The sequence below is a fragment of the Streptococcus sp. 2020WUSS084 genome (assembly GCF_044427445.1).
GTDB classification, from domain to species: domain Bacteria; phylum Bacillota; class Bacilli; order Lactobacillales; family Streptococcaceae; genus Streptococcus; species Streptococcus suis.
In genome coordinates, this window is record NZ_JAOTGC010000004.1 from 24,932 (window position 1) to 46,729 (window position 21,798).

At 34.4% G+C, this 21,798-nt stretch carries 21 protein-coding genes and 1 other annotated feature; of the genes, 2 read left to right on the plus strand and 19 right to left on the minus strand.

Annotated elements, in window-relative coordinates; genetic code table 11:
• Positions 1-7 precede the first annotated feature (7 nt).
• The 3 genes from infC to ODU50_RS03385 all read right to left on the minus strand — a co-directional run bounded on the left by infC (position 8) and on the right by ODU50_RS03385 (position 1,873).
• Positions 8-514: a translation initiation factor IF-3 gene (gene infC / locus ODU50_RS03375; RefSeq protein WP_002940606.1), complete on the minus strand. Its 507-nt coding sequence runs from the start codon at positions 512-514 to the stop codon at positions 8-10.
• A 40-nt stretch (positions 515-554) separates the two neighbouring features.
• Positions 555-683: a sequence feature (ribosomal protein L20 leader region), on the minus strand.
• A gap of 26 nt (positions 684-709) precedes the next feature.
• Positions 710-1,387: a (d)CMP kinase gene (gene cmk, locus ODU50_RS03380; protein WP_105096045.1), complete on the minus strand. Its 678-nt coding sequence runs from the start codon at positions 1,385-1,387 to the stop codon at positions 710-712.
• A 9-nt stretch (positions 1,388-1,396) separates the two neighbouring features.
• Positions 1,397-1,873 carry an SAG1386/EF1546 family surface-associated protein gene (locus ODU50_RS03385; RefSeq protein WP_002937057.1) on the minus strand — a complete coding sequence of 159 codons (477 nt, stop codon included), beginning with the start codon at positions 1,871-1,873 and terminating at the stop codon, positions 1,397-1,399.
• Between the two features lie 50 nt (positions 1,874-1,923).
• Here ODU50_RS03385 and ODU50_RS03390 point away from each other — a divergent pair, with 50 nt between their 5' ends.
• On the plus strand, positions 1,924-2,118 hold the full coding sequence (locus tag ODU50_RS03390; RefSeq protein ID WP_009910133.1) for a ferredoxin: 195 nt from the start codon (positions 1,924-1,926) through the stop codon (positions 2,116-2,118).
• On the opposite strand, the gene ODU50_RS03395 is transcribed toward ODU50_RS03390, so the two are convergent.
• From ODU50_RS03395 to cps2T, 15 genes are all read right to left on the minus strand, one after another.
• A complete protein-coding gene (locus ODU50_RS03395) occupies positions 2,107-2,595 on the minus strand; it encodes an EbsA family protein (RefSeq protein ID WP_014735682.1) in 489 nt (162 codons plus the stop codon). The two genes, ODU50_RS03390 and ODU50_RS03395, sit on opposite strands and share 12 nt — an antisense overlap.
• Before the next feature lie 182 nt (positions 2,596-2,777).
• A complete protein-coding gene (locus ODU50_RS03400; RefSeq protein ID WP_105096046.1) occupies positions 2,778-3,548 on the minus strand; it encodes a glycosyltransferase in 771 nt (256 codons plus the stop codon).
• A complete protein-coding gene (locus ODU50_RS03405; protein ID WP_002937073.1) occupies positions 3,538-3,894 on the minus strand; it encodes a DUF2304 domain-containing protein in 357 nt (118 codons plus the stop codon). The genes ODU50_RS03400 and ODU50_RS03405 overlap by 11 nt, the downstream gene beginning before the upstream one ends.
• Positions 3,894-4,610 (minus strand): glycosyltransferase family 2 protein, encoded by a 717-nt coding sequence (locus ODU50_RS03410; RefSeq protein WP_014637743.1) that lies wholly within the window; start codon positions 4,608-4,610, stop codon positions 3,894-3,896. Before ODU50_RS03410 ends, ODU50_RS03405 begins: the two co-directional genes overlap by 1 nt.
• Before the next feature lie 104 nt (positions 4,611-4,714).
• Positions 4,715-5,968 carry a glycosyltransferase family 4 protein gene (locus ODU50_RS03415; protein WP_105096047.1) on the minus strand — a complete coding sequence of 418 codons (1,254 nt, stop codon included), beginning with the start codon at positions 5,966-5,968 and terminating at the stop codon, positions 4,715-4,717.
• Complete coding sequence (locus ODU50_RS03420; RefSeq protein ID WP_105096048.1) at positions 5,968-8,028, minus strand: rhamnan synthesis F family protein; 2,061 nt, start codon at positions 8,026-8,028, stop codon at positions 5,968-5,970. Before ODU50_RS03420 ends, ODU50_RS03415 begins: the two co-directional genes overlap by 1 nt.
• A 9-nt stretch (positions 8,029-8,037) precedes the next feature.
• Positions 8,038-9,018 carry a glycosyltransferase family 2 protein gene (locus tag ODU50_RS03425; protein ID WP_024412380.1) on the minus strand — a complete coding sequence of 327 codons (981 nt, stop codon included), beginning with the start codon at positions 9,016-9,018 and terminating at the stop codon, positions 8,038-8,040.
• Positions 9,019-9,020: 2 nt separating this feature from the next.
• Positions 9,021-10,010 carry a glycosyltransferase family 8 protein gene (locus ODU50_RS03430; RefSeq protein WP_044681993.1) on the minus strand — a complete coding sequence of 330 codons (990 nt, stop codon included), beginning with the start codon at positions 10,008-10,010 and terminating at the stop codon, positions 9,021-9,023.
• A 22-nt stretch (positions 10,011-10,032) separates the two neighbouring features.
• Entirely contained in the window at positions 10,033-11,340 is a 1,308-nt protein-coding gene (locus tag ODU50_RS03435) for a DUF2142 domain-containing protein (protein ID WP_105096049.1), read from the minus strand.
• Positions 11,337-12,596, minus strand: coding sequence for a polysaccharide biosynthesis C-terminal domain-containing protein (locus ODU50_RS03440; protein ID WP_014735674.1), 1,260 nt, complete (start codon positions 12,594-12,596; stop codon positions 11,337-11,339). Before ODU50_RS03440 ends, ODU50_RS03435 begins: the two co-directional genes overlap by 4 nt.
• A 32-nt stretch (positions 12,597-12,628) precedes the next feature.
• Positions 12,629-14,353, minus strand: coding sequence for a rhamnan synthesis F family protein (locus ODU50_RS03445; RefSeq protein WP_024386844.1), 1,725 nt, complete (start codon positions 14,351-14,353; stop codon positions 12,629-12,631).
• Positions 14,354-14,373: 20 nt separating this feature from the next.
• Positions 14,374-15,588 (minus strand): ABC transporter ATP-binding protein, encoded by a 1,215-nt coding sequence (locus ODU50_RS03450; RefSeq protein ID WP_029171596.1) that lies wholly within the window; start codon positions 15,586-15,588, stop codon positions 14,374-14,376.
• Entirely contained in the window at positions 15,588-16,394 is an 807-nt protein-coding gene (locus ODU50_RS03455) for an ABC transporter permease (protein ID WP_002937101.1), read from the minus strand. The genes ODU50_RS03450 and ODU50_RS03455 overlap by 1 nt, the downstream gene beginning before the upstream one ends.
• Positions 16,395-16,396: 2 nt before the next feature.
• Positions 16,397-17,326, minus strand: a complete 930-nt coding sequence (locus ODU50_RS03460; protein WP_105096050.1) for a glycosyltransferase family 2 protein — start codon at positions 17,324-17,326, stop codon at positions 16,397-16,399.
• Entirely contained in the window at positions 17,323-18,471 is a 1,149-nt protein-coding gene (cps2T, locus tag ODU50_RS03465; RefSeq protein ID WP_105096051.1) for a beta 1-4 rhamnosyltransferase Cps2T, read from the minus strand. Before cps2T ends, ODU50_RS03460 begins: the two co-directional genes overlap by 4 nt.
• A gap of 213 nt (positions 18,472-18,684) precedes the next feature.
• Here cps2T and ODU50_RS03470 point away from each other — a divergent pair, with 213 nt between their 5' ends.
• The gene (locus ODU50_RS03470; RefSeq protein WP_161940728.1) at positions 18,685-21,234 is read left to right on the plus strand and encodes an LTA synthase family protein; all 2,550 of its coding nucleotides are present in this window, start codon (positions 18,685-18,687) and stop codon (positions 21,232-21,234) included.
• A gap of 59 nt (positions 21,235-21,293) precedes the next feature.
• Here the strand turns inward: ODU50_RS03470 and ODU50_RS03475 are convergent, their stop codons facing one another.
• The gene (locus ODU50_RS03475; RefSeq protein ID WP_313770362.1) at positions 21,294-21,797 is read right to left on the minus strand and encodes a glucosaminidase domain-containing protein; all 504 of its coding nucleotides are present in this window, start codon (positions 21,795-21,797) and stop codon (positions 21,294-21,296) included.
• Between the last annotated feature and the right edge of the window lies 1 nt (position 21,798).

Sequence of the window (21,798 nt, forward strand, 5' to 3'; positions counted from 1 at the left end):
AAAAAGCTTATTTTTTATCTGAAGCTGGGGCCAATTGCATAAACATTTGACGTCCGTCCATCTTAGCGCGTTGTTCGATAATGGCAATATCTTGGGTTGCTTCAGCGAACTCAGCTAATACTTTCGCTCCAACTTCTTTGTGGGTAATCATACGACCCTTGAAACGGATCGAAACCTTAACCTTATTTCCTTTTTCAAGGAATTTACGGGCATGACGAAGTTTTGTCTCGAAGTCCCCTTTATCAATAACTGGACTTAGACGCACTTCTTTTACAGTGACAACACTTTGTTTTTTGCGTTGTTCTTTCTGTTTCTTCTGATATTCAAATTTGAACTTACCGTAGTCCATAATTTTCGCTACTGGTGGTTTAGCTTGTGGTTGAATCAATACTAAATCCACGTTGGCGCTATCAGCAATGGCCTGAGCCTCATTGAGCGGTTTGATTCCCAACTGTTCACCCTCAAGACCGATAAGACGAACTTCACGCACTCGAATTTCATCATTGATGAACAAATCTTGCTTTGCTATGGCTTTTCACCTCATTTTATATTTTTCGAGAAAAACGAAACGGACTTGCTAAACAAGTCCGCACTACACCATTATTCTTTCCGAAGAAATCTTAATCCGTAGAGCCAGACAACGTTAGTCGCAAGGCGAGAAGCTCTCACTTCTGCTTTTCTCAATACGACTATTCTAACATGTCTAAAACTACTTGTCAAGAATTTCTTTCGCTTTTTCGGAAATAAATTTCACTACACCTTCGATGGATACTCCTGTTGTATCAAAGGTAATGGCGTCATCTGCTGCCTTTAAAGGAGAAACTTCTCGATGGGAATCTTTATAGTCACGAGCCGCAATTTCCTGCTTTAGAGATTCCAAGTCGGTCTCAATGCCACGTTCCGTATTTTCCTTAAATCGACGGAGGGCACGCTCTTCAACAGAGGCAATAAGGAATATTTTGAGTTCTGCCTGTGGTAAAACAACTGTTCCAATATCACGACCATCCATAACAATCCCACCAGCTTGCGCAATGTCCTGTTGCAGGCGGACCAATTCTTCCCGTACTAGAGGAAGCGCTGCTACCGCTGATACATTATTTGTTACTTGATTATCTCGAATAGGCAAAGTAACATCTTCATCACCGACAAAAACAAGTTGCTGACCGTTTTCATCACGCCCAAATCGAATGGGATACTGGGCAAGCAAGTCCACAATTCGTTTTTGATCTGTGGCCTCTACACCGTTTGTCAAGGCTAGATAGGTAGCCGAGCGATACATAGCTCCTGTATCTAAGTAAGTATATCCCAAATTTTTAGCAATAATTTTAGCAACCGTTGACTTTCCACTTGAAGCTGGACCGTCAATTGCAATTTGAATTGATTTCATAACTCCTCTTTATCTAATACGAACTACATCCCCAGGATGCGCAATCCAAGACCCTGTAGTCATTTTCTCTGGATTCAAACGCTCTAGCTCTGCAATTGAAATCCCACCACGAGCAGCCAGTTGTCCTACACCTTCACCTGCTTGAACAGTAAGGGTAGAGCCATCCGTTGCTTCCGCTGGGCTAGAACTTGTTTCTGTTTCTGTCGTGTCAGTCGAAGTAGATTCTTGTGTCTCAGCAGCCGATGAAGAGCTCTCTGCTACGACTGTTGTAGTGCTTGGGGTATAAAATTCTTTTGTTGAATCTGTTTTACTACCGCCACCGATTGAGAGATAGACAGCCATAATTCCAATAATCAGTACGATAACAAAGAAAATAATTGCCAAAACTGTAAATACTGTTGTATCCGCTACCCCCTTACTCAGACGTTCTTTACGACTAGTTGTTTCTGTGTGGTAAACTTCTTCATTCCATGGCTCTTGTGACATTATTGAGAAAACTCCTTGTATTTTTATTAAAATATGATTACAATACTAATATGAAAGTAAAACTTATTCCTGAACGGTGCATTGCTTGCGGGCTCTGCCAAACCTACTCATCTCTATTCGATTATGATGACGACGGTATCGTTGTTTTTTCAGACGAATCACAATTTGAGAAAACGATTGAACCCAATCCAGATATTCTTAAAGCCATCAAATCATGTCCTACAAAAGCCATTTCAGCGGATTGATTTGGCTTTTTTTGTATAATACTCTTCAAAATAATCCTGTTTTATTAAATGGTCTATTAATTCAATTTTACCCTTGAAGCAACTATGAATAGCTAAATGGTTAATAAAGTATTTTTTTGTCCATTTACGCATGTGATACACCTGCCCATTGGGAAATTCTTGTGAAAATATGCGAATGGCTAGATAAGAAACTTCAATTTTTTCTATGGTAGCAATTTCAATTTTCTGCACTGCAAAAGGATTAGCCGAAGCAATCCGTAAATGCTCATCTTTTATCTCGAAATAGCGATGTAAGCCGAGCACTACTAATACAGCAAAGAGTGAGACAAGTAGAATAAATAATCTTGAAACTTGCAACTTCTCCAATAAAAGTGCCATACCAATAAAAATAGGTGTGAAGGTAAGTGACCAGTATATGATGGCCCATGATAAATCCGGTTGCCAATGGTAACGAATTTTACCAAAAATTTTGATCATATCGGACCTCCATCTATTATTCTAGCACAAAAAAAGAGATTTTCCTATGAAAACCTCTATCTTTTGAAATTTTTTATTACATTTACATGACAATGTTGAATGTTTTGTAAAATTTCTGAAATGTTTTTGAAATATTTTGAGTAGGAATTGATGGGAATACAATGATTGGTAACTAAAATATTTTAATTATTCGTCTCTTGACTCTTAACATAGTAACTCAAGAGAAATTTGGCAATAAACTCTGGCCAGAACAACAAATACATTTCATAGTCTTCTTGTGTACGAATATTGTTTTCAATGCTATTTGTCGTCTCAGATTCCTCATGGATACGATGATACATCAAACTTTCATCTACAAAGGTAAAGCTCCCATTTTTTTGTGCAATCTGATACCAAGCAAACCAATCAAGAGAAACTTTCATTTCTTCATTAAACTTGAAATCATTCAGTTTCTTCAAATTATAGGTCACAGCTGGACAAGAAATTGGATTACCAAAGGCTAAAACCCTATTCCGCCAAAACTTCCATTTGGGAAACATGGCCATTGTCCGTAACATGAGTTGCTTGATTTTCAAATTTGAAGTTAAGGGAATAGCCACACCTTCCTTAACTTCCTGGTAATCTGAATAAGCAATCAACGTTTCCTCTGTCATCTGAGACATTATTTTTTCACAATAGTCTGGTAAATAAATATCATCTTGATGAGCAATTGTAGCATAAGGGGTTGTTACAAAAGAGAGTGCCAAATTCCAATCTTTTCCAATACCTCCTCCTTGTGCGGTACGCATTACGATTGCATTCTTTTGACAAATTTGTTCTATATATTCACTCGGAGTACTAGTGTATAGGATAAGTTGTGATTGAAGTGTTTGCTGCTTTAACGAATGGATGCATTCTTCTAGATACTTACTATCTCCATAAGCACAGATAACAAATGTATGGTTATTCTGCATGATGCTCCTCCAACTCAGAGATTCTTTTTTTAGCCATTGATACTTCTTGAATTAAATTTTTAATCTGCTGCTTTTGTTGAGATAAAGCCATACTATGCAAAAATCCAATCACCAAGAGAACAAAAATTGCCACAGATAACAAGAAATTGGAAGTCAGACCAAACCCGAATAAGTAAGCCAATTTAATAGGAATAACATCAAAGAGCGCAAAAACAATCAGTCCGAAGCCAATAACAATCCACATAAAGGCATGTTCGAATAAGATCTTATTTTTATTAATATTCCTAAAAATAAAATACAAAAAACCTAGTGAGGCAAGAAACATAGCTAATGCTTGTATGGTCATTATTCTCCCTCCTTCATTAATGATGCAATCAAGATTGATGAACAAACCTCAACCATATAACGAATCGATTTTAGAGGTGTTATGGATGAAACCCCTCCCGCTCTTTCAAACATATTCGCCGGAGCTTCTACTACTTGGAAATTTTGCTTTAGTAAATGAACAGTTGATTCCGGTTCCGGATATTTAATTGGGTATCGTTTTGCAAATTGTGCAATCACTTTTCTATTTCCCAAACGATAACCTGATGTAGTATCCCAAATTCGGTTTCCAGTTGTTAATTTAATCATATTTGAAATAACACCTATTCCAAAACGTCTCATAAAGCTAGTTTGAAATTCCGACAAAGTATCACCAACAAAGCGTGAGCCAATCACCATATCAGCCTGACCAACTAAGATTGGCTGAATTAAGCTATTTAATGAACGAATGTCATGCTGGCCATCACCATCAAATTGAACTGCTACGTCATAGTCATTGTCCAAGGCATATTTATATCCCGTCTGAACAGCTCCACCAATACCTAAATTTTGTACTAGGTGAACAGCATTTAATTTATTTTGAATCAAAATTTCTTTCGTGTGATCTGTTGAGCCATCATTAATGACAACATAATCCAATTGGAAATTCACACTATTTCTATAATCTATAATTCCCTGAACAGTTTGAAGGATACTTTCTTCTTCATTGTAGGCAGGGATAATCATTAATACTTTCATTTTTTCTCTCTAAAACTAGAATTCTATATAACTTTTTAGATTCTACTTACTCATTTGAAGAAACTATAATAATACATATTTTAACATAGATATCCTATTGTCCATCAAAGTCGAAGTTTATGTCTGATTTTTGTCGCCATATTGCTAATCAATCTTGCATAACGCTCCAATCTTGTTGGACGCATATTTAAAGTCAGTAACTCTTTTATGTGACTTAAATTTGTATTTTGGTGTCCAGTATATTCTAAGTGATTGATGCCGTCCAGTATTTCTTTATAGGCAACTTCCGGTGTATATAGAGTACGTAAACGTTCCACATCAAGCCGAGCCCTATCTGAAAAATTTCTAAAGGATTCAATCACTTGCTCTAACTTAGTCACCAACTCTTCTATATCGCCCAATTTATAAATTTGACCTGCTGAGAATATTTCAAATGCCGTCAAATGTCCTAAATTATCTGATAGAATTACCGGAAGCCCTCTTAAGATTGCTTCAACATAGACTAAGCCAAAAGTTTCCATAGATGAGGGGAAAACACAGATATCTCTATCAGTGACTTCTTCCCAAGGATTATCCAAGTTACCTAAAAATTTAACATTTTTCTGTAATTTATTTTCATGGATATATTCATCACAAATAGCTTTGTATTTACTATCCCATCCTCCAATAAAAACCAATTCAATATCTAATCTATTTAGTGTCTTATATGCTTTTATAAGTTCTAATTGATTTTTTCCTTCTGTTAATCGACCAACAGAAACAATTCTAACTTGGTTGCCTTTTTTTAAATCTTTTGTTTCTTGCTCAGTATAAGAAATAAACGGATGGACTCTCTTATTAAATAGTGGTGTTAAAAAATTATTTAACTCTCCAGTCACACTAAATAATTCTGAAGAATACTCTTCTATGAAGTCAATTTTATCAGCATAATAAGCAAATTCATTTTTAGGGAATTCATGAATTAGCCAAAAATGGGGAACCTTTTGACATGAGGCAGCAATTGCTCCCTGAAAAACATTAACAGTATTTGAAATAACCAAGTCTATCTCATTTTGCTCAATAATTTCAGCTATGTCTTGAACATTCTGGCGATAGTAGCTTGTAGCCTCTTCTCTATTAAGGATTTCTCCACCTGGTGCATCCGGCCACCACCACTTGACAGTTGGCAAATAGTAATTCTTAACCCCTATCATTTTATAAAGTTGCTCATGCTTATCTTGTGGTTCCCCTCCTATTGCATGAGTAACATTTATAACTGTGTGTCCCAGTTGAATAAGGTACTTCATTAGATAATAAATAGACTTCTCCGCACCATTATCCATACTAGTAGTAGGAGAAATAAACAAAATACGTTTCATTAGACTAACTCTTCTTTCAAAAAATCATTAATTCTATTTGCTGTAGTGCAATGATTCATTACAAATTCAAAAGCATTTTCTGCTATTTGTTCTCTCAGGTCTTGTTCAAGAATCAATCTCTCCAATTTACTTTCCCATTCGTTATCATCTGCTAGAACTCCAGTCACTCCATCTTGAATCATTTCTTCAAATGCTCCAAGATTACTTGCAACTGTCACAACTTTAACTGCTGCCGCTTCTATCCATTTAATTTCCGACTTTGCTTCATTAAAGGTTGTGGTTACAAGCGGCGCCAAGTTAATATCAACTTGTGAAATTAAATTTGGAAGCTTTCTCCAATCAACATACTCATGACTCACAATCTGTTTTTTGAATTTTTGGAATGGTTTAGGAATGTCTAAATATCCTACTATATGTAATTCCACTTGCGGGTACTTTTGAAGCAGATGTAGCAATGCTTGACTAATTAAATCAAAATTTTCGTTGTGTGTAATTGATCCTGAGAAATATCCTATTTTAACTTTATTGTCGTTCGAATTTTTCTTAACTTGTAAACTACGCTCAACTAATTCTTTAGACATGACGTTGCGATTCAAGATAACCTTGTTTTTATATTGTTCAAGCTCGTCTTTCAATTTCGAAGTCGATGTGATAGCATAATCGCAGAGAGAAAGCATTTTTTTGTAAGCTAAGACACTTGTATCATAGCCTTTTTTTTCTCTCTTGCTCAAGCCTTGGGTAAATTCAAGTTCATCTGTAAATTTTGTATCAAAAACCAAATCATCAATATCAAAATAAACAGGTCTGTTCTTTATGTGTGCCGCCCTACATATTTCTTTCAGCATATCATTGAATGGAGCACGATAAATAATAATATGACTAGCAAACTGTGCATCCTGAAGTTGTACAAGAGAATTATTTATCACTCGAACTGTATAACCAAGTTCTCGCAATTGCTCAGCCTTATTTAACACACGATAACGTGTACATTGTGGAATAATATTTTCGACACCATCAATAATCAAAATATAAGATTGATTTTCTCTAGTTTTAAAATCTTCTAATATAGAAGACACCACTTCAATCGGATAATCTGTTTCCTTAGCAATATACTCCATCAAATCCGGAATCTCAGATTCTCTTTCTAAACCATGCCAAAAATATTGTTCTCTGTCATAATTTCTAAAGGCCGAGTACTTAACTAATGGACAACCTTGCTTTAATAATTTAAGCGGATGAATATACAATGCACTATCTTTCGTGTCTTTAATCAATGCATCATACTTAAAGCCTCGATCATAAAAATATTTTGCAAACACAGTTTCATGTTTTCCAATTGCCTTATTACGAGAATCCGTATCAGAGAGCTTTTCCCAATAATCATAAAATCCTTCATACCTAAGCAAGCTATTTTCAACAACAACAAAATATGATTGTAAGTGCTTAGGAATTTTACCATAAGGGTTATAACCTGTAAAGTCTAGCTGCTCCTCACCCATAGAAATTCCCCAAAAGTCTAGCTGATTGGAATTAAACTCAGAGAAAACCTCTTCCAAATCTCTAAAAGGACCAATATTCGTATCATTAACCAAGATGAGCTGATTATATTGTTGTAACGCCTCTTTTCCAGTATGCATTATCCCATGTCGGAAAGCCGCAACGTCATACCCCTCATTTTCTCTTTCCAAAACCTTACCATATTGTGCTAAACGATTTATATCAGCCTGTGGAAGTTTACCATTTACAACAATTAAAACATCTCGAGAAATTTTAGCCAACGCCTCTAAAAAAATTACTTTATAGTCCTGTAAAGACGAGTGTTGTTCATAAATTGTGTAAATCAAGTAACGATTTTTGATATCTGAATAATTATTTCTACGTTGCTTATCACGTTGCAAAGCTAGTAGAGTTCGCTTTATATATTTTGGAATGCTCCAGAAAAACTTTGCAATATTTTTGGTAAGCTCTAATATATAAAACAATAGCTTATATTTACCTGATAAGATAAATAATCGCGTTGTGAAATTTCTAATCCACCTTTTCACAGTGTTACCAGTCACTTTCTATTATTATCTACTTTTATAAATTTTCAAAAGTTTGTTTTGAATAAATGTTGATACATATATCCCCAGAACTCTGGTCATTAAACCTGAGATTCTAAACGAAACAAGTTCTACCCTATGTGAATATTTTAGCAAATATCTAAATTTTTTCACAAACATTTTTATATCAGAATTATTCAGATATGGAAATACAAATGGCAAGATGGAAATATAAGAATTTGATAAATAAATCAAAAGTGCTTCTTGTTTCTCATTCGATAGTTGTTTAAAATTCTTTAAATTTTCTTCAATTCCTCTAAAGGCATGTTCTACATGTCGAAGCGTGACATTATTTGTAATACTTCCTTGTCGGTTCTGACGATACATGCATTGTGTATTATTTACAACAATAAATACATTCAACTCTTTCAAGAGATTTGCACACCAAATACCATCTTCATATAGATATCCACTCAAGAAATTAAGAGCAGAGGTAAATTTATCTCTTCTGACACACTTATTCCAAGCAGGGGTGATTAGGGCTCCTGTTTCAACGAGTAAGCGCGTATCTGTAATAACCTGATGAAACGGTAATTTTTTAGAAAAATTTCGAACTGCTACATCATCCTTACCGTAAAAGTAGGAAAATGGATAGATAACTGCATCAATAACTTCGTCATGTGAAATTATTTCTCTATTAATTTCATCTAAAAAGCATATATCGGTCCAAAAATCATCTCCATCTAAAAATAAAATATAGTCACCACTAGCGTTCTTTATCCCTGTATTTCTGGCTGCAGATAATCCCCCATTAGACTGATGAAATACCTTCACCCTATCATCTTTAGCTGCTAATTTATCGCATATATTGGAGGTTTTACCATCTGTAGAACCGTCATCTACCAACAATATTTCAAATTCTTCATAAGTCTGATTCAGTACACTATACACACATTCTTCCAGATAATCAGCAACATTGTACGCTGGGATAATAACGGAAAACTTCACACCTAGACTCCTTTTTGTAATCTAATTTTCCTATATTTCATGAATACAGGAATTAAGACTGTAATAATTTTATAGCGCAACATAGGAAAAGGCTTCATAACCATGTTAAAAAGATTAAAGCAGAAAAAGTAAAGCTGCCAACCACTCTCAAATTGAGTACCTCTCCATGGCGTCTGATTTAATGCAGAAACATAGTCCTCTCTAAATCGATGTTTATTTCCGATTCTCCATGGACGTTCTTCGCCTAAAAAATGAACAATACGTGGTTGCTTACGAATTTTTACAAATTCTTCTTTTGAAATAAACGTTGAAGGCCTACTTAATTTTTCCAATGTACGATATGGATAAACATCAAAAATATTAAAATAATTATAAGTGATTGAGAGTGTTTTTATCTCTTCTTTCAACGCTCCATTCAGTGCATCTTGATCATTAGCAAAAAGCTCTCCGTTTTTTTCTTTATAATAATCAAAAATAATTGTTCCTATACTTTTTGAACGCCACCGTTTCAAATCGATTAGAAGAACTCCCGCATTATGATATGTATACGTACCCAAATTTAAGCCTTCTCTTCTCTCAGACGAAGCTGTCGGTTCTGGGCACATTCCAAGGACTTTCCCCTCCAAATCTACTTCCCATAGCTCCCGAATATTCTCTAAAACTAAAGTATCTCCATCTAAATAAATGATTCTATCAACTTCTTTGGGTAGTAATTTATCTACAAGTAATCTTGCAAGTACAACCGAAGCCCAACCATTTGTGTCAACTTCAAAATCAAAATATGATTCCAAGTTTTCCAATTCAACGATTGTCAATTTATTTCCTCCGTCGGTAACAAATTGATGAAGTTTTTCTTTATTCTGTTGACTTATACCATCTGAGAAAAGATAAAAATGGCATGTATCGTCTTCGTTTAATGTTCGCATGATTGAGCCCATACAAGCCGCTACTTGCGGAACAAAAGCATCATTCAATGTAAATAATATATTCACGTTTCCCTCTTCCACTATCTTCTTACAACCAATAATAATCCACTATCAAAAATAGATACATGATAAAGTTAATGACTACTGTGCCAGTGATCAACCGTGTCAAATACTTCTGTTTTACCGATACGCTTACCTGCTCTTTTAACATTAAACATGCCGGAAATAGATAGACTAAAAATGGAGTAAAGTATCTTCCTTGTGCCCCTTGAGAAATCATTGCATTTGGTCCAATAGCTGTCGGTGTCCATGCAAAATACATGCCCGCTACAATGATAGCTACCTGAACAGGGAGTACAAATAACGAAGCAAGACCTTCTGTTTTACTTATCTTTAAATTTCCATCATTAAACAATAATAACGTAAAAATGAAAATATCTATGAAAATTAACCAGAGAGGTAATTGAGTGACAAACCAGCCAAAATAACCAAAAATACCAACCGTTAAAATACCATTAAGATGATCATTTCTATTATTGATAAATAAACTGTTTATCATCACTTTCACAAAGTGCACGACACCACCTCTGTTATGTAGGAATAGATAGCTAACAAGTAAAACTAGTCCAAACCCTAAAATAAGAATTGGTAATCTTCTCTTTTGAATCCATTTTAAAATCGAATTAAACTTAGATAAGATACCTTCAAATTCAAAATCAACAAAAAACAATAGTGCTAAAAGTAAAATATTATTTGCTTTTGTTAAATATAGTAGCAAGGATAGTAATATTAAGTTGATAAATTTCCTGGTGGTCAGTACCTTGTCTACCAATAAGTTAACATAAAAAACAAAAAATGCAACAACAGCCAGATAGTTCACCACATCATAAGACAGTGAGCCAGCCTGCTGAATCATCATAGGTAAAAGTGAGACAAAAAACAGGGTCATCTTCCCATACTTTATTTTTTTTATCAAATAGTAGACACCTATAATATAGACTATTGTATTAAAAAGGCGCCCTATAGTGACCATCATACCATATGACGGATAAATCAATTTACCTATAACTAGACCAATTAGCTGAGGTGTACTCATTAACGATTTCAGAGAAAAATCGATAGATAATTTGTCCTTTGAAAAATCACGAATTTTGGTAAAAAGGCTTGAATATTCTGTAGAATCAACTGCATGAATCTCCGGTTCTGAATACGCAAAATCTGCTGCCCGTAATTCATTCATTGCCTCAGTATCTCTACTTGTCAGAGAATCAAATAATATATTCCACGACATAAAAGCATGTGTTGCTTCATCAGGAACCTTTGTCACAGGCATAACAAATATTGAAATTAACAAAAAGGGGATTGCTAACCTTAAAAATAATTTTTCTATCTTCATTCTTGTACTTCCCAATTCAAATGTTTTTGCAATTTTAGATATATTACTAAAGAAATTAAAAACCAAGTCCACATCGAACTAACAAAAGCAATAGCTGCCCCCAATATTCCATAATATTCTACCAGTGGATTAGAAATCAATATGGATAATAAACAAGAAATTGCAAATGAAATTACGAGATACTTTTGCTTCCTCAAAACAGTAAGCATGTTATCACAAATGGTTGCAAAGGTACTCGCAATTCCCCCAAGCATTGTTATAATAAAGCTGAGCCAATATTTATTAAGATTCGTTCCGTAGAGAATATTTAATGCTGGAATCCCCAATACTATTCCCCCAACCAAAACTAACACAGCCAATCCGACAACCATTTTAACGATACGCTTCTGATATTGTTTAAATTGATTATAGTCCCCAGCTCTTCTATATATAGCCAACTGAGTTATCATGGGTCTAAACAAAATCAACAAAATATTCATTGAAAAAACAGGCATAAATAAAATATTAAAATCTCTTTGAACACCTGTTCCTATAACACCTCTCTCAAAAAAAGTATTGAGAGCATATTTAGGTTGATTATAGATAGTAACAAGTAAAAATGCATTAATAAATAACGGCAAGCATTCTAATAATATATTTTTAATGGCTTTCCAATTAATTTCTTCTTTGATAACCCTCGTAAATTGAAACAAATTCGGAACATCAAAAAAGAAAACAAATAAATATGAGCTAATTACTAGATAGATTAATGAGAGTAGCAGGTTATTGGTTATAAACAAACCAAATCCAAATGTCAAAATCACAATAGAGTTTCTCAAAAAAAGTGATTTACCTGCAATATCTAGCCGAGCATTTTGTTGGAACAATCCTTGAAAAACATCCGATAGAGCATCACTTCCACGATACAAACATATTAGGAAAATACAAGCAGATTTTTGAAATTCATATTTAGACAGAAAAATATAGCTTAAGGCAAGTAATAGCATAATAGTGATTGTTATAAGCCTTGTTGCAAGATACTGGCTAAACGAAAACTTTTTCGAAACATCAGTAGCTTGATAATCTCTTACCTGAAAACTAGCAATGATTACAAAAAGATTTGCTACTGCATAAGCAAAACTAAAAATATCAGCCTCTAATTCCGTCAACAAACGTGTTACTAGTAACAATAAAAATATTGATATTGCTGCTGAAGAAATACTTCCTAATAAATTCCAAATAAATATTGTTTTTGGTGATACTATTCTGCTCTTCACACTATCTTCCCCTTGTTTGTCATCCGTTATCCCTAATTTTTTAATAGAGATTTCTTTATCATCTTAAAAACACTTACAATCCCAACAGATATTATCTTTAGTGTCCTTCTCAGTCCAATTTGTAGAAATTCCTTTTCTTCAATAATTAAACGCAATTCCCTTTCGCTGGAAAAACTAATCTTTTCTAATATTGGACTCACATTTTCAGTATTCTCGACCACTGCATAATCATTTGATAAATCCCACGCGCTATAAATAAATAATATTGGAACTAGCAATAATCTATCTTCTTTTGAAAAATCAATGTTTCTAAATTTCTCCTCAATCTTTTTATAGTGTTCTGTTTTTATCCAATACCAACTTACTTCTTCTCCAATTATATAAGGCACTTTATAAAAATCAACTTTCTTAGTTCTCACAAGTGATTCATAAAGTATATTCAATTGACGAATAAGTTCTGGATTGCCCTCTCGAAGACTTTGTCTATCATATCTTTGATTGGTTGTTAAGTCTGGAATAACTACAGCCAAATTAGATTGTGATTCAAAATTAGAAATCACTGCATCAAATGATGTAAAAAACATTTTCCTCAACTGATACCTGTCAATAATATCCTCTACAGAATATTTTATTTCCTTTGTTTGTTTGACAGTTATATGAGCAACATATTGGGCATCTCCCATATAGTTGTTTACTATTTCAAAAAATTGTAATTCATCTGTGACTTTTACAATCTGTGCTCTCAATTGGTAGGTGAATAAACATCTCTCAACTATACTACACTTATTTGAAAAATCAGCTTCTGGCAATGTTATTAGTAACTGGCACCTATCGGCTATTTTGCATAACTCTTCAATATACTCTTCAAAAATAGACACTGATTCTATGTGAACATGAAGAAGTACCGACGTCGAAGAACGAACGGTCTCTGTCGTTTGCGAAACCCGTATTTGAGGAATAAAACTCGTACCCGGAATGATTATCTGCCTCAAATGCCTCTCGATTAATTCAACTGGATATTTCGTTTTCATCCTAATAAGATGTAATAAAGAGTATATTCTGTCTGGATATTCGGTAAAACTCTTTATTTTTATGAATGGAACATTATTTTTAAGAATAACTTCTGGATATTCTAGTGTAATGTTGCTATTTTCAAGGGTTTTACAACAAATGGACGTATCTAATACACACTTATAGCTATAACCCTCTGATAAAAGTATTTTTGTCAATTGGCTCTCATATAATTTTATAACATCTTGAATATCTGTTAACTCACTTACCGATGACCAAAAACCAACAAATGCTTGACTCTGCAAGATTCGTTTTTTAAATACCATAAAATATGACTGTAAATGTTCCGGGACAACTACACTATCTATTTTTGTCTCTAAATGATTGGTCATCCCCCAAAAATCTACATCAACATCACTGTCAAATTGACTATAATAATCCTCTAGGTCCCAGAGGGGGCCGAAACATGTATCATTCATCAGAGTTACCGAATCATATTGATAAAATGTTACTTGATTCAGCCCTTCTTTCCATGCCGCAAAATCATAACCAATATTATCTCTTTGGATAAAAAAATCAATCAGTCGTTCCGACTGTAAATATTGTACTATGTCCTTTGAAACATGGCTGTTAGAAACAAAAACTATGTCTGAATAAATACTTCGTATCGACTTTAATTGATAATAAATATATTCACTGACAACATTATATTTATTATAGTGAACATATACCAACAAACGCGACATTCTGCCTCCGTTATATTTTATTAATCTAGCAGCTCCCATTGGCTATTTCTCTGAATAAACCCGGTTGCTGCGTCTTCCTCTGCAATATTATCAGTGCTAAACTTCCTACTAATAAAAATAGCTGGTGTGTCAGAAGTCTTTGCAAATAATAACGGCTGCTTATTACTATTTCGTACTGACACCGCCATTTTTAATTTAGCCTGATTAATTGAAGGTAGCTTACATTTCACTCGGATAAACTTCTCACCTTTGCCAAATGTTTTTAAATCCATAGAATTGTCGTTATATACATCAAAATGACGTTCTAAATCTAAAAATGTAAATGCAATATGTGTTTCAATATCTTCTAAAACCGTATATTTAAACTCGATTTCAATTGATTCATCAGGTTCAATTTGATTTTTTGAGACTAGGTTAATCTGCAAATCTTTTACAATATCACTCTGATGCAGTGGTTCTTCGTTTTCTGTAACTTCGCTTATTGAGGCAAGCACATTATCAAAACTGTATTGATTAGCTACATCATCAGGTTCTCCTAATGCCTTGACGTATCCTTTCTCTATTAGAAGAGCTTTATTACAATACTTTTTCACAGCTCCCATATCATGGGTGACAAGAATGGTTGTTTTTCCACTTTTTTTACGCTCTAGGAAGTAATCATTACATTTACGCTGAAAGGCCTCATCACCGACTGCTAGAACCTCATCAAGTATCAGAATATCTCCCTGAGCTTTAATGGCAACTGAAAAGGCTAAACGTACCTGCATACCACTAGAATAATTTTTCAGCTTTTGATTCATGAATTCACTCAATTCCGCAAATTCAACAATATCATCATACATTGCATCAATTTCTTCTGCAGTGAATCCTAACATCGCACCATTTAGGTATACATTTTCCTTACCAGTTAGCTCAGGATTAAAACCAACACCAAGTTCAATAAAAGAAACTAATTTACCATCCACAGCTACAGTTCCTCTTTCAGGAACATATATTTGAGATAAAATTTTTAACAGTGTCGACTTACCAGAACCATTGCGACCAACAATTCCAAAAAAGTCCCCTTTTTCAACTTCAAAACTGATATCCTGCAAAACATTATACTCTACGTAGCCTTTAATCCCTTTAAATAAATTGACTAAAGTAGTTCTTAGACTCTGACTACTCTCCGTTGGAAGCTTAAAACTCTTGCTAACATGTTCTACTTTTACAGCAATATTATTATTTTTTACCATTACAAAATCTCCGCAAACTTTTTGGCATTTTTTCTAAACACAGTTATACCCAATAGGTAAACAACGACTGGAAGAATATACGGAATTGCCACAATAACAGGATTTTCAATCAATTCACTAACTGTAGTATTCCCAGAATAAACAATAAAATGTCTCAAGTCTTGAATAATTTGTGCAACAGGGTTCAACATCATCAATTTAGCAAATGTTACTTGCCCACGCTGTAAAATAAATGTCAATGAATAAATAATTGGTGTCGCATACAATCCAGCCTGTAAGAACACTTCCCAAATTGGACCAATATCTCTAAATCTTACAAATAAAGAAGATAGAATGAAAGCTATACCTGTTGCTAGTAATGCCAATTCAAAAAACAATGGGATTATAATTAAAATGGACCAAGTAAAGGGAACCCCGTTAATAGCAGCAAATACAAACACAACCATTAAGTTAATGGCGTAATTAATTGCAGCTCCTGCAACTGAAGAAAAGACAATAATTTCTTTCGAAAAATTCAATTTACGCAACAAATCTCCACGAGAAACAATGGACATCATTCCCATGTTGGTTGCTTCAGTAAAAAAGTTCCATGTTACCATACCTAATAATAACCCTACTGCATAATGAGGAGTTCCATCATCAAAGCGCAAAAAACGAACAAATACTAAATACATAATTGTAAAAAGTAACATCGGTTTCAAAATCGACCAAAGATGCCCAATGAGAGAACCTTGGTAACGTAATTTAAAATCTGTTTTAATCATCTCTCTCAAGAGTATTTGATTTTCTTTATTTAATAAATTCATAACTATTCCTTATATGCAAATTTTGTCACAATCAGTGTTGTGAATACCAATGTATGGAAAGCCTTATTTTTCCTCAATCCATATTTTCTCAAAATCCTGAATCGTTCAAGCATTGGTTTATCCATAATGGTTACAAATGCTTCAATTAATTCTCTATTTGACTGAGATAGAGGCATTTGTAGTAAATGACGGGCTTGTTTTTGACTATTTTTAATCAAGTCCCAATAAACCGCAAATAAAATGTGAGGACGAATCCATTTTTTAAAGCGTTTTGAGAGAGTTCGAGCCCCTAAAACATTATCAGAATGCTGGCGGTACAGTTCCCCTGGTTGATCTATAAACACCAAATTTCCAAAGGCTGAGGCAAGCAAGGCTAAGAACCAATCATGCATGAGTATATCTTCCGTCTCTTGCCACATTTCAGCGAGAGTATGATTGATCATGGCGACCCCACCTGTTACCGTGTTTTCGGTCAATTCTTGAACTAATTCAGTATTTGCATGGTGAGATTGAGATTTAACCATGCTTTCAGTCATAATCTCTAAATCTTGATTGACCACTTTTAAATCCATATAAACCATTAAGGGAAGATCAGCTGGATAGTTTTGAGCTTCCTTTAGACTCAGTTCCAATTTATTTGGCAACCAAACATCATCCTGATCACTAAAAAAATAATAGTCAGCCCTATCGTGGTTCACGAGTTTGTGAAAACTTTTTATAACTCCAAGATTGTCACTCTTATCACTATCAATAATATGAATTCGACTATCTTGATGCTCAAAATCCTTAAGGATTTCTTTTGTATTGTCACTGGAACCATCATCACGGATGAAGAGAGTCCAGTCTGTGTATGACTGTTCTTGAATAGAACGAATTTGCTCAGCCAAGAACTGTTGACCATTATAGGTCGACATCAAAATATTGACTTTCATCGTAAAAATAATTCCTCGTACTCACGTGCAATTCTTTCCCATGTATAGGCTTCTTGCATGTGTTTTTTTGCAACTTTCCCAAGCTCAATGGATTCTGCTTGTCCATCTATTTGATCAATCAAATGAGCCAAATTTCCTCCATCTTTGCTCCAATAACGAGCACCTTGCAGGGCAACTTTTTTATTAAAATCAACACCTAAAACCAAATTTTCATTGGTTTGTGCCAAGGCCTCGAGTAGTCCAGGATTTGTTCCACCAACTTCATGTCCATGGATATAGGCACGACACTCCTGTCGAAGATACTTTAGTAGTTCTTGATCGTACACTGTTCCAACAAATTTGATTCGTGGATCAGATGCAAAATCTGTCTCTTCTTTGAGCTGTTGGAAATAAGCAGAGCCTTCATGATTGGCTATAATGACCAAATCACGTTTTGTCTTGCTGGCCATAAATTCCTTGATAGCTGTTACATAATTATTTTCTGGAACAAAGCGACCAACTATCAGGAAATATTCTTTCTCTTTAATGTTCCAATTTGTAAAATATTGGCGAACTTGTTCAGATTCTTTTGTTAACTTAGTCGGACTTAAATCTGTACCATAGGCAATAAAAGTTGTATTTGTAGCTGAGTATTCAGACTGCAAGTAATCTTCAATACCTTCATTGTCAGCGACAATCAAATCCGCATAACGAACCATCATTTTCTCAGAAAATTTTAGATAACGTTGAACTGGTTTAGCCCATTTTGCTCGTTTCCACTCCAAACCATCTGGATTGACAAACAAGGTACCTCCAACAGAGTGAATCTTTTTCGCAAAAGGTACTATGAAGCCACCTATGGTATTTCCCAAAATATAGAAAATTGGTCGCTCTATCTGCTGTTCCTTGATGATTTTAAGGGCATAAGTAATCGCCATCATATCATAAGCAATCACACGAGCCGGTCCAAGTTTTGGTGGATTAATGGTGAAGCAATCTGCACCCAGGTAGGTCGAATGTTGGTGATGACTTGTATCAGACAAGCACGCCACATGGTAATGAATCTTTTCAGATTGTTGGTGACTGACCAATTGTTGGACAAAGGTCTCAAAGCCACCATATTTTGCTGGCAGTCCACGACTACCGATAATAAAAACGTGTTTCATGAATCCTCTCCATCAAATTGCAGTTCTTTTCATTATACCATTTTTTAGTTTTTTTTCCTAATTCTATACTAGTTTGGTTATAAAGGCTTTTCTTTTTCTACGCCTCTGACTCCACAGTATAGATAAAAACAAATTTTGAGTTAATAAGAAAAATTTGATATAATATGTACTGGATTTTACATAAAAATATAAAACTTAGAATTGTTAATAAATATGAAATTAATCAAACAGCTTATTCACATACTGATCTCCATCGGATTGATTGGAAGTTTTTTTCTCTATGCACATCTCATTCAAAACGAATTAGGTTCTACAAAAAATGATGGAACTATAGAAATAATCGCAGAACAACCAAACCAAGTAATCGACAGCATCCAAATAAATGGACGTTATATTCACTCATCAGAAATTATAGAAAACCAATGGGGAATCAATGATGCTGATTTAATTCCTAATTTTTCTTCTCTAGGTGAAGAAAATTCACTCGTAATTAAATCTTCCTCTTCTGTAAGAACCTTATCATTTGAATACTTTGTTAGTGAAAATCCGACTATTGTAAAAATTAAAGTCGGTGGACAATTGGTTGAATCCATTGACACATCAACTGGAGATAAATATAAAAATTTAGCCTTTATTGAGCTTCCCTATACTTTACGGATAACTAAAGATAATCAATTTTGGTACCTCCACTTAATAGTCCTTGCTTTAGGTCTAACATGCTTTATCTTAAATGGAGCAACATGGAGAATCAAAAGAAGAGATATCCGTATCTTAACAATATTATTAATCGTTCAATATATATTCACTACTTTTACATTTCCACGTTTATATCGCAATGAATTAGTGCTATTTAATTCGAACTTTAATAAAATGGAAACTCAACAGCTATTAGTTGCACTAACTTTCCTGATATTTTTTGGTCTTTTAGGATACAAACAACTCCGAGGTCATATCTCTAAAGCCTTCAAAACGATTAGCCTATCAGTGATTTATCTTCTAGTTCCCATTTTTTCATTATTTATTATTGAAAATAGCTACTCACAATTCTCTACTCTTTCCCCAAACAGTCTTTGGAACAATCTAATCATTATCGGAGTCCTCTACCTAATACTGGTCTTTACAACTAACCTACGATTTGCCAGCCTATTAATTCTATCCGCTTCAGTATTTATTGGTATAAGTAACCAACTTTTGATTGACAGCCGTGGTGCCCCTCTATTATTTTATAATCTTTTTCAAATTACAGACGGATTAAATGTAGCTTCTAGCGTAGCAATTAATATCAACAATCGAATGCTACAAAGCATGGTATTTTCTTATATCTTATTGACCTTCTTTTTCTTTATCCCCAAATTATATTTACCAAAACTTCTACCTTCTAGAACGTTCTATTCTAGTTATGATTTCAAATGGCCGAAACGTTTCAGCAGAATTTTACTGGGCTATATAACTTTAATAACAATCGTTCCAATGATTAATAAAACTGTCGTCTCTAATGCAAATATATCGTTAAACTACTGGAGAATGTACGTCACCTATGGTCAATTTGGGCTACCACTCTCACTCGCCTCTTTCTATGAAGATAGTAAAATAACTAAGCCTGAGGGATATTCACTCCCAAAACTTAATGAAGTTCTTGAGAAGTACCCTCCTGAAACAGAAAAACAAACAATCAGACCTAATATTATCTTTATACAGAATGAATCACAGAGTGATTTTTCAAACTTACAGGGCTTAAATATGGAGCCTGATCCGCTATCAAACCAACATGCATTAACAGACAATACTATTCATGGCACCCTAAACGTCTCTGTTTTCGGCGGTGGTACTGCAAATACCGAGTATGAAGTGCTGACAAGTAACCCAATCAGTTTATTATCCTCTAATTTATTCCCATATCAGCAGATTATCACACAAGAACGTCCAAGTTTCGCAACTTATCTAAAAAATAAAAATTACGACACCGTAGCTCTACATCCTCAATCTGGAAATAATTACAACCGCAATGCAGTGTATCCTCTACTAGGGTTTAATAAATCTTATTTTTTAGATTCGGAACCTGCTATTAGTAGCTTAGCACCACTAACAATCGATCGTGGCTGGCCATCTGATCAATTCTTGTTCAACGGAATAAAAGAACTTTATACCCAAAAAGGAGACCAGCCTCTATTTAGCTTTGTTGTTACCATGCAAGGACATGGAGGCTATCCAAGTACGGAAGAAATTTATCCTCGCGAAGTCAGTATTAATGGTTCAACATCTGAATACTTAGCTGAAACAGAATTTTTGACCAGCATGAAAAGAACAGATGAAGCATTTGCAGATTTAATTACTTTCTTTAGCACTTACAAAGAGCCAACGGTCATCGTCATGTACGGCGATCACCAACCTAGTTTGACTCAAGAATTTTACGCACAATTTATGGATGAAAATAATCCTGCTACTAAATATTCTACCCCTTTAGTGATTTGGTCGAATTTTGATATTAGGGAGCGCGAATCTACAACAATCAGCCCAAACTATCTCGTTCCATATTTGATGGATATTTTATCCGAATCCGACTATGCCCTTCCTCGATCACCTTACCAACAATTTTTGAGTGATATGCAAATCGAAGCACCTATCATTACTAGCTGGGGAAATATCGATAATAATGGCCAACAAATTGAAGATCTATCAACCCTACCACTTTACCAAACATACTTACAACTAGAATACAATAGTGCCATTGACAAACAACCTTTAACAGATTTATATGAGTGATAAAAATAGCCTTGCTCGTTCTTGAGCAAGGCTATTTTATCATCAATCATCCAAAAAACTTAATTATCTAAAAGATAAAGCTTGTAATTCTCGATAATTGATCGTAATTTTTCACCATATTTCGGATCAGTAGCATATCCTGATTGTCTTAACGCAAGAATTGCTTGTTGATAATCAGTTGCCTCTCTGAAACTCTGGTAATTTTTTATTCTCCACGGAGTAGAGGTAAAGAACTTAGCATAGTCTGCTACACTTTCATTCCATGAATTATATTTTCTAAACAAGTGCTTTTCTTGCTTCTTCTCACCATCACGGTATTCATTAGTAATGATTTCAATTGTATCGCCCGTCCATGCAGCATCCGCTTTGATGCCAAAAAGATTATTCCCATGAGTCGCCAAGTATGACGTTCCCCATGCACTTTCGAGGATGGCTTGAGATAACATGACGCTCGAAAGGATAGAATTAGCTTTTGAACTTTGCTCAATTGCAGGTACTAGATTAGCTATGAAACTTTTTTGATCATTAGAAAGTTTTCCTGTTTCAATACCTGTACCTGCAATT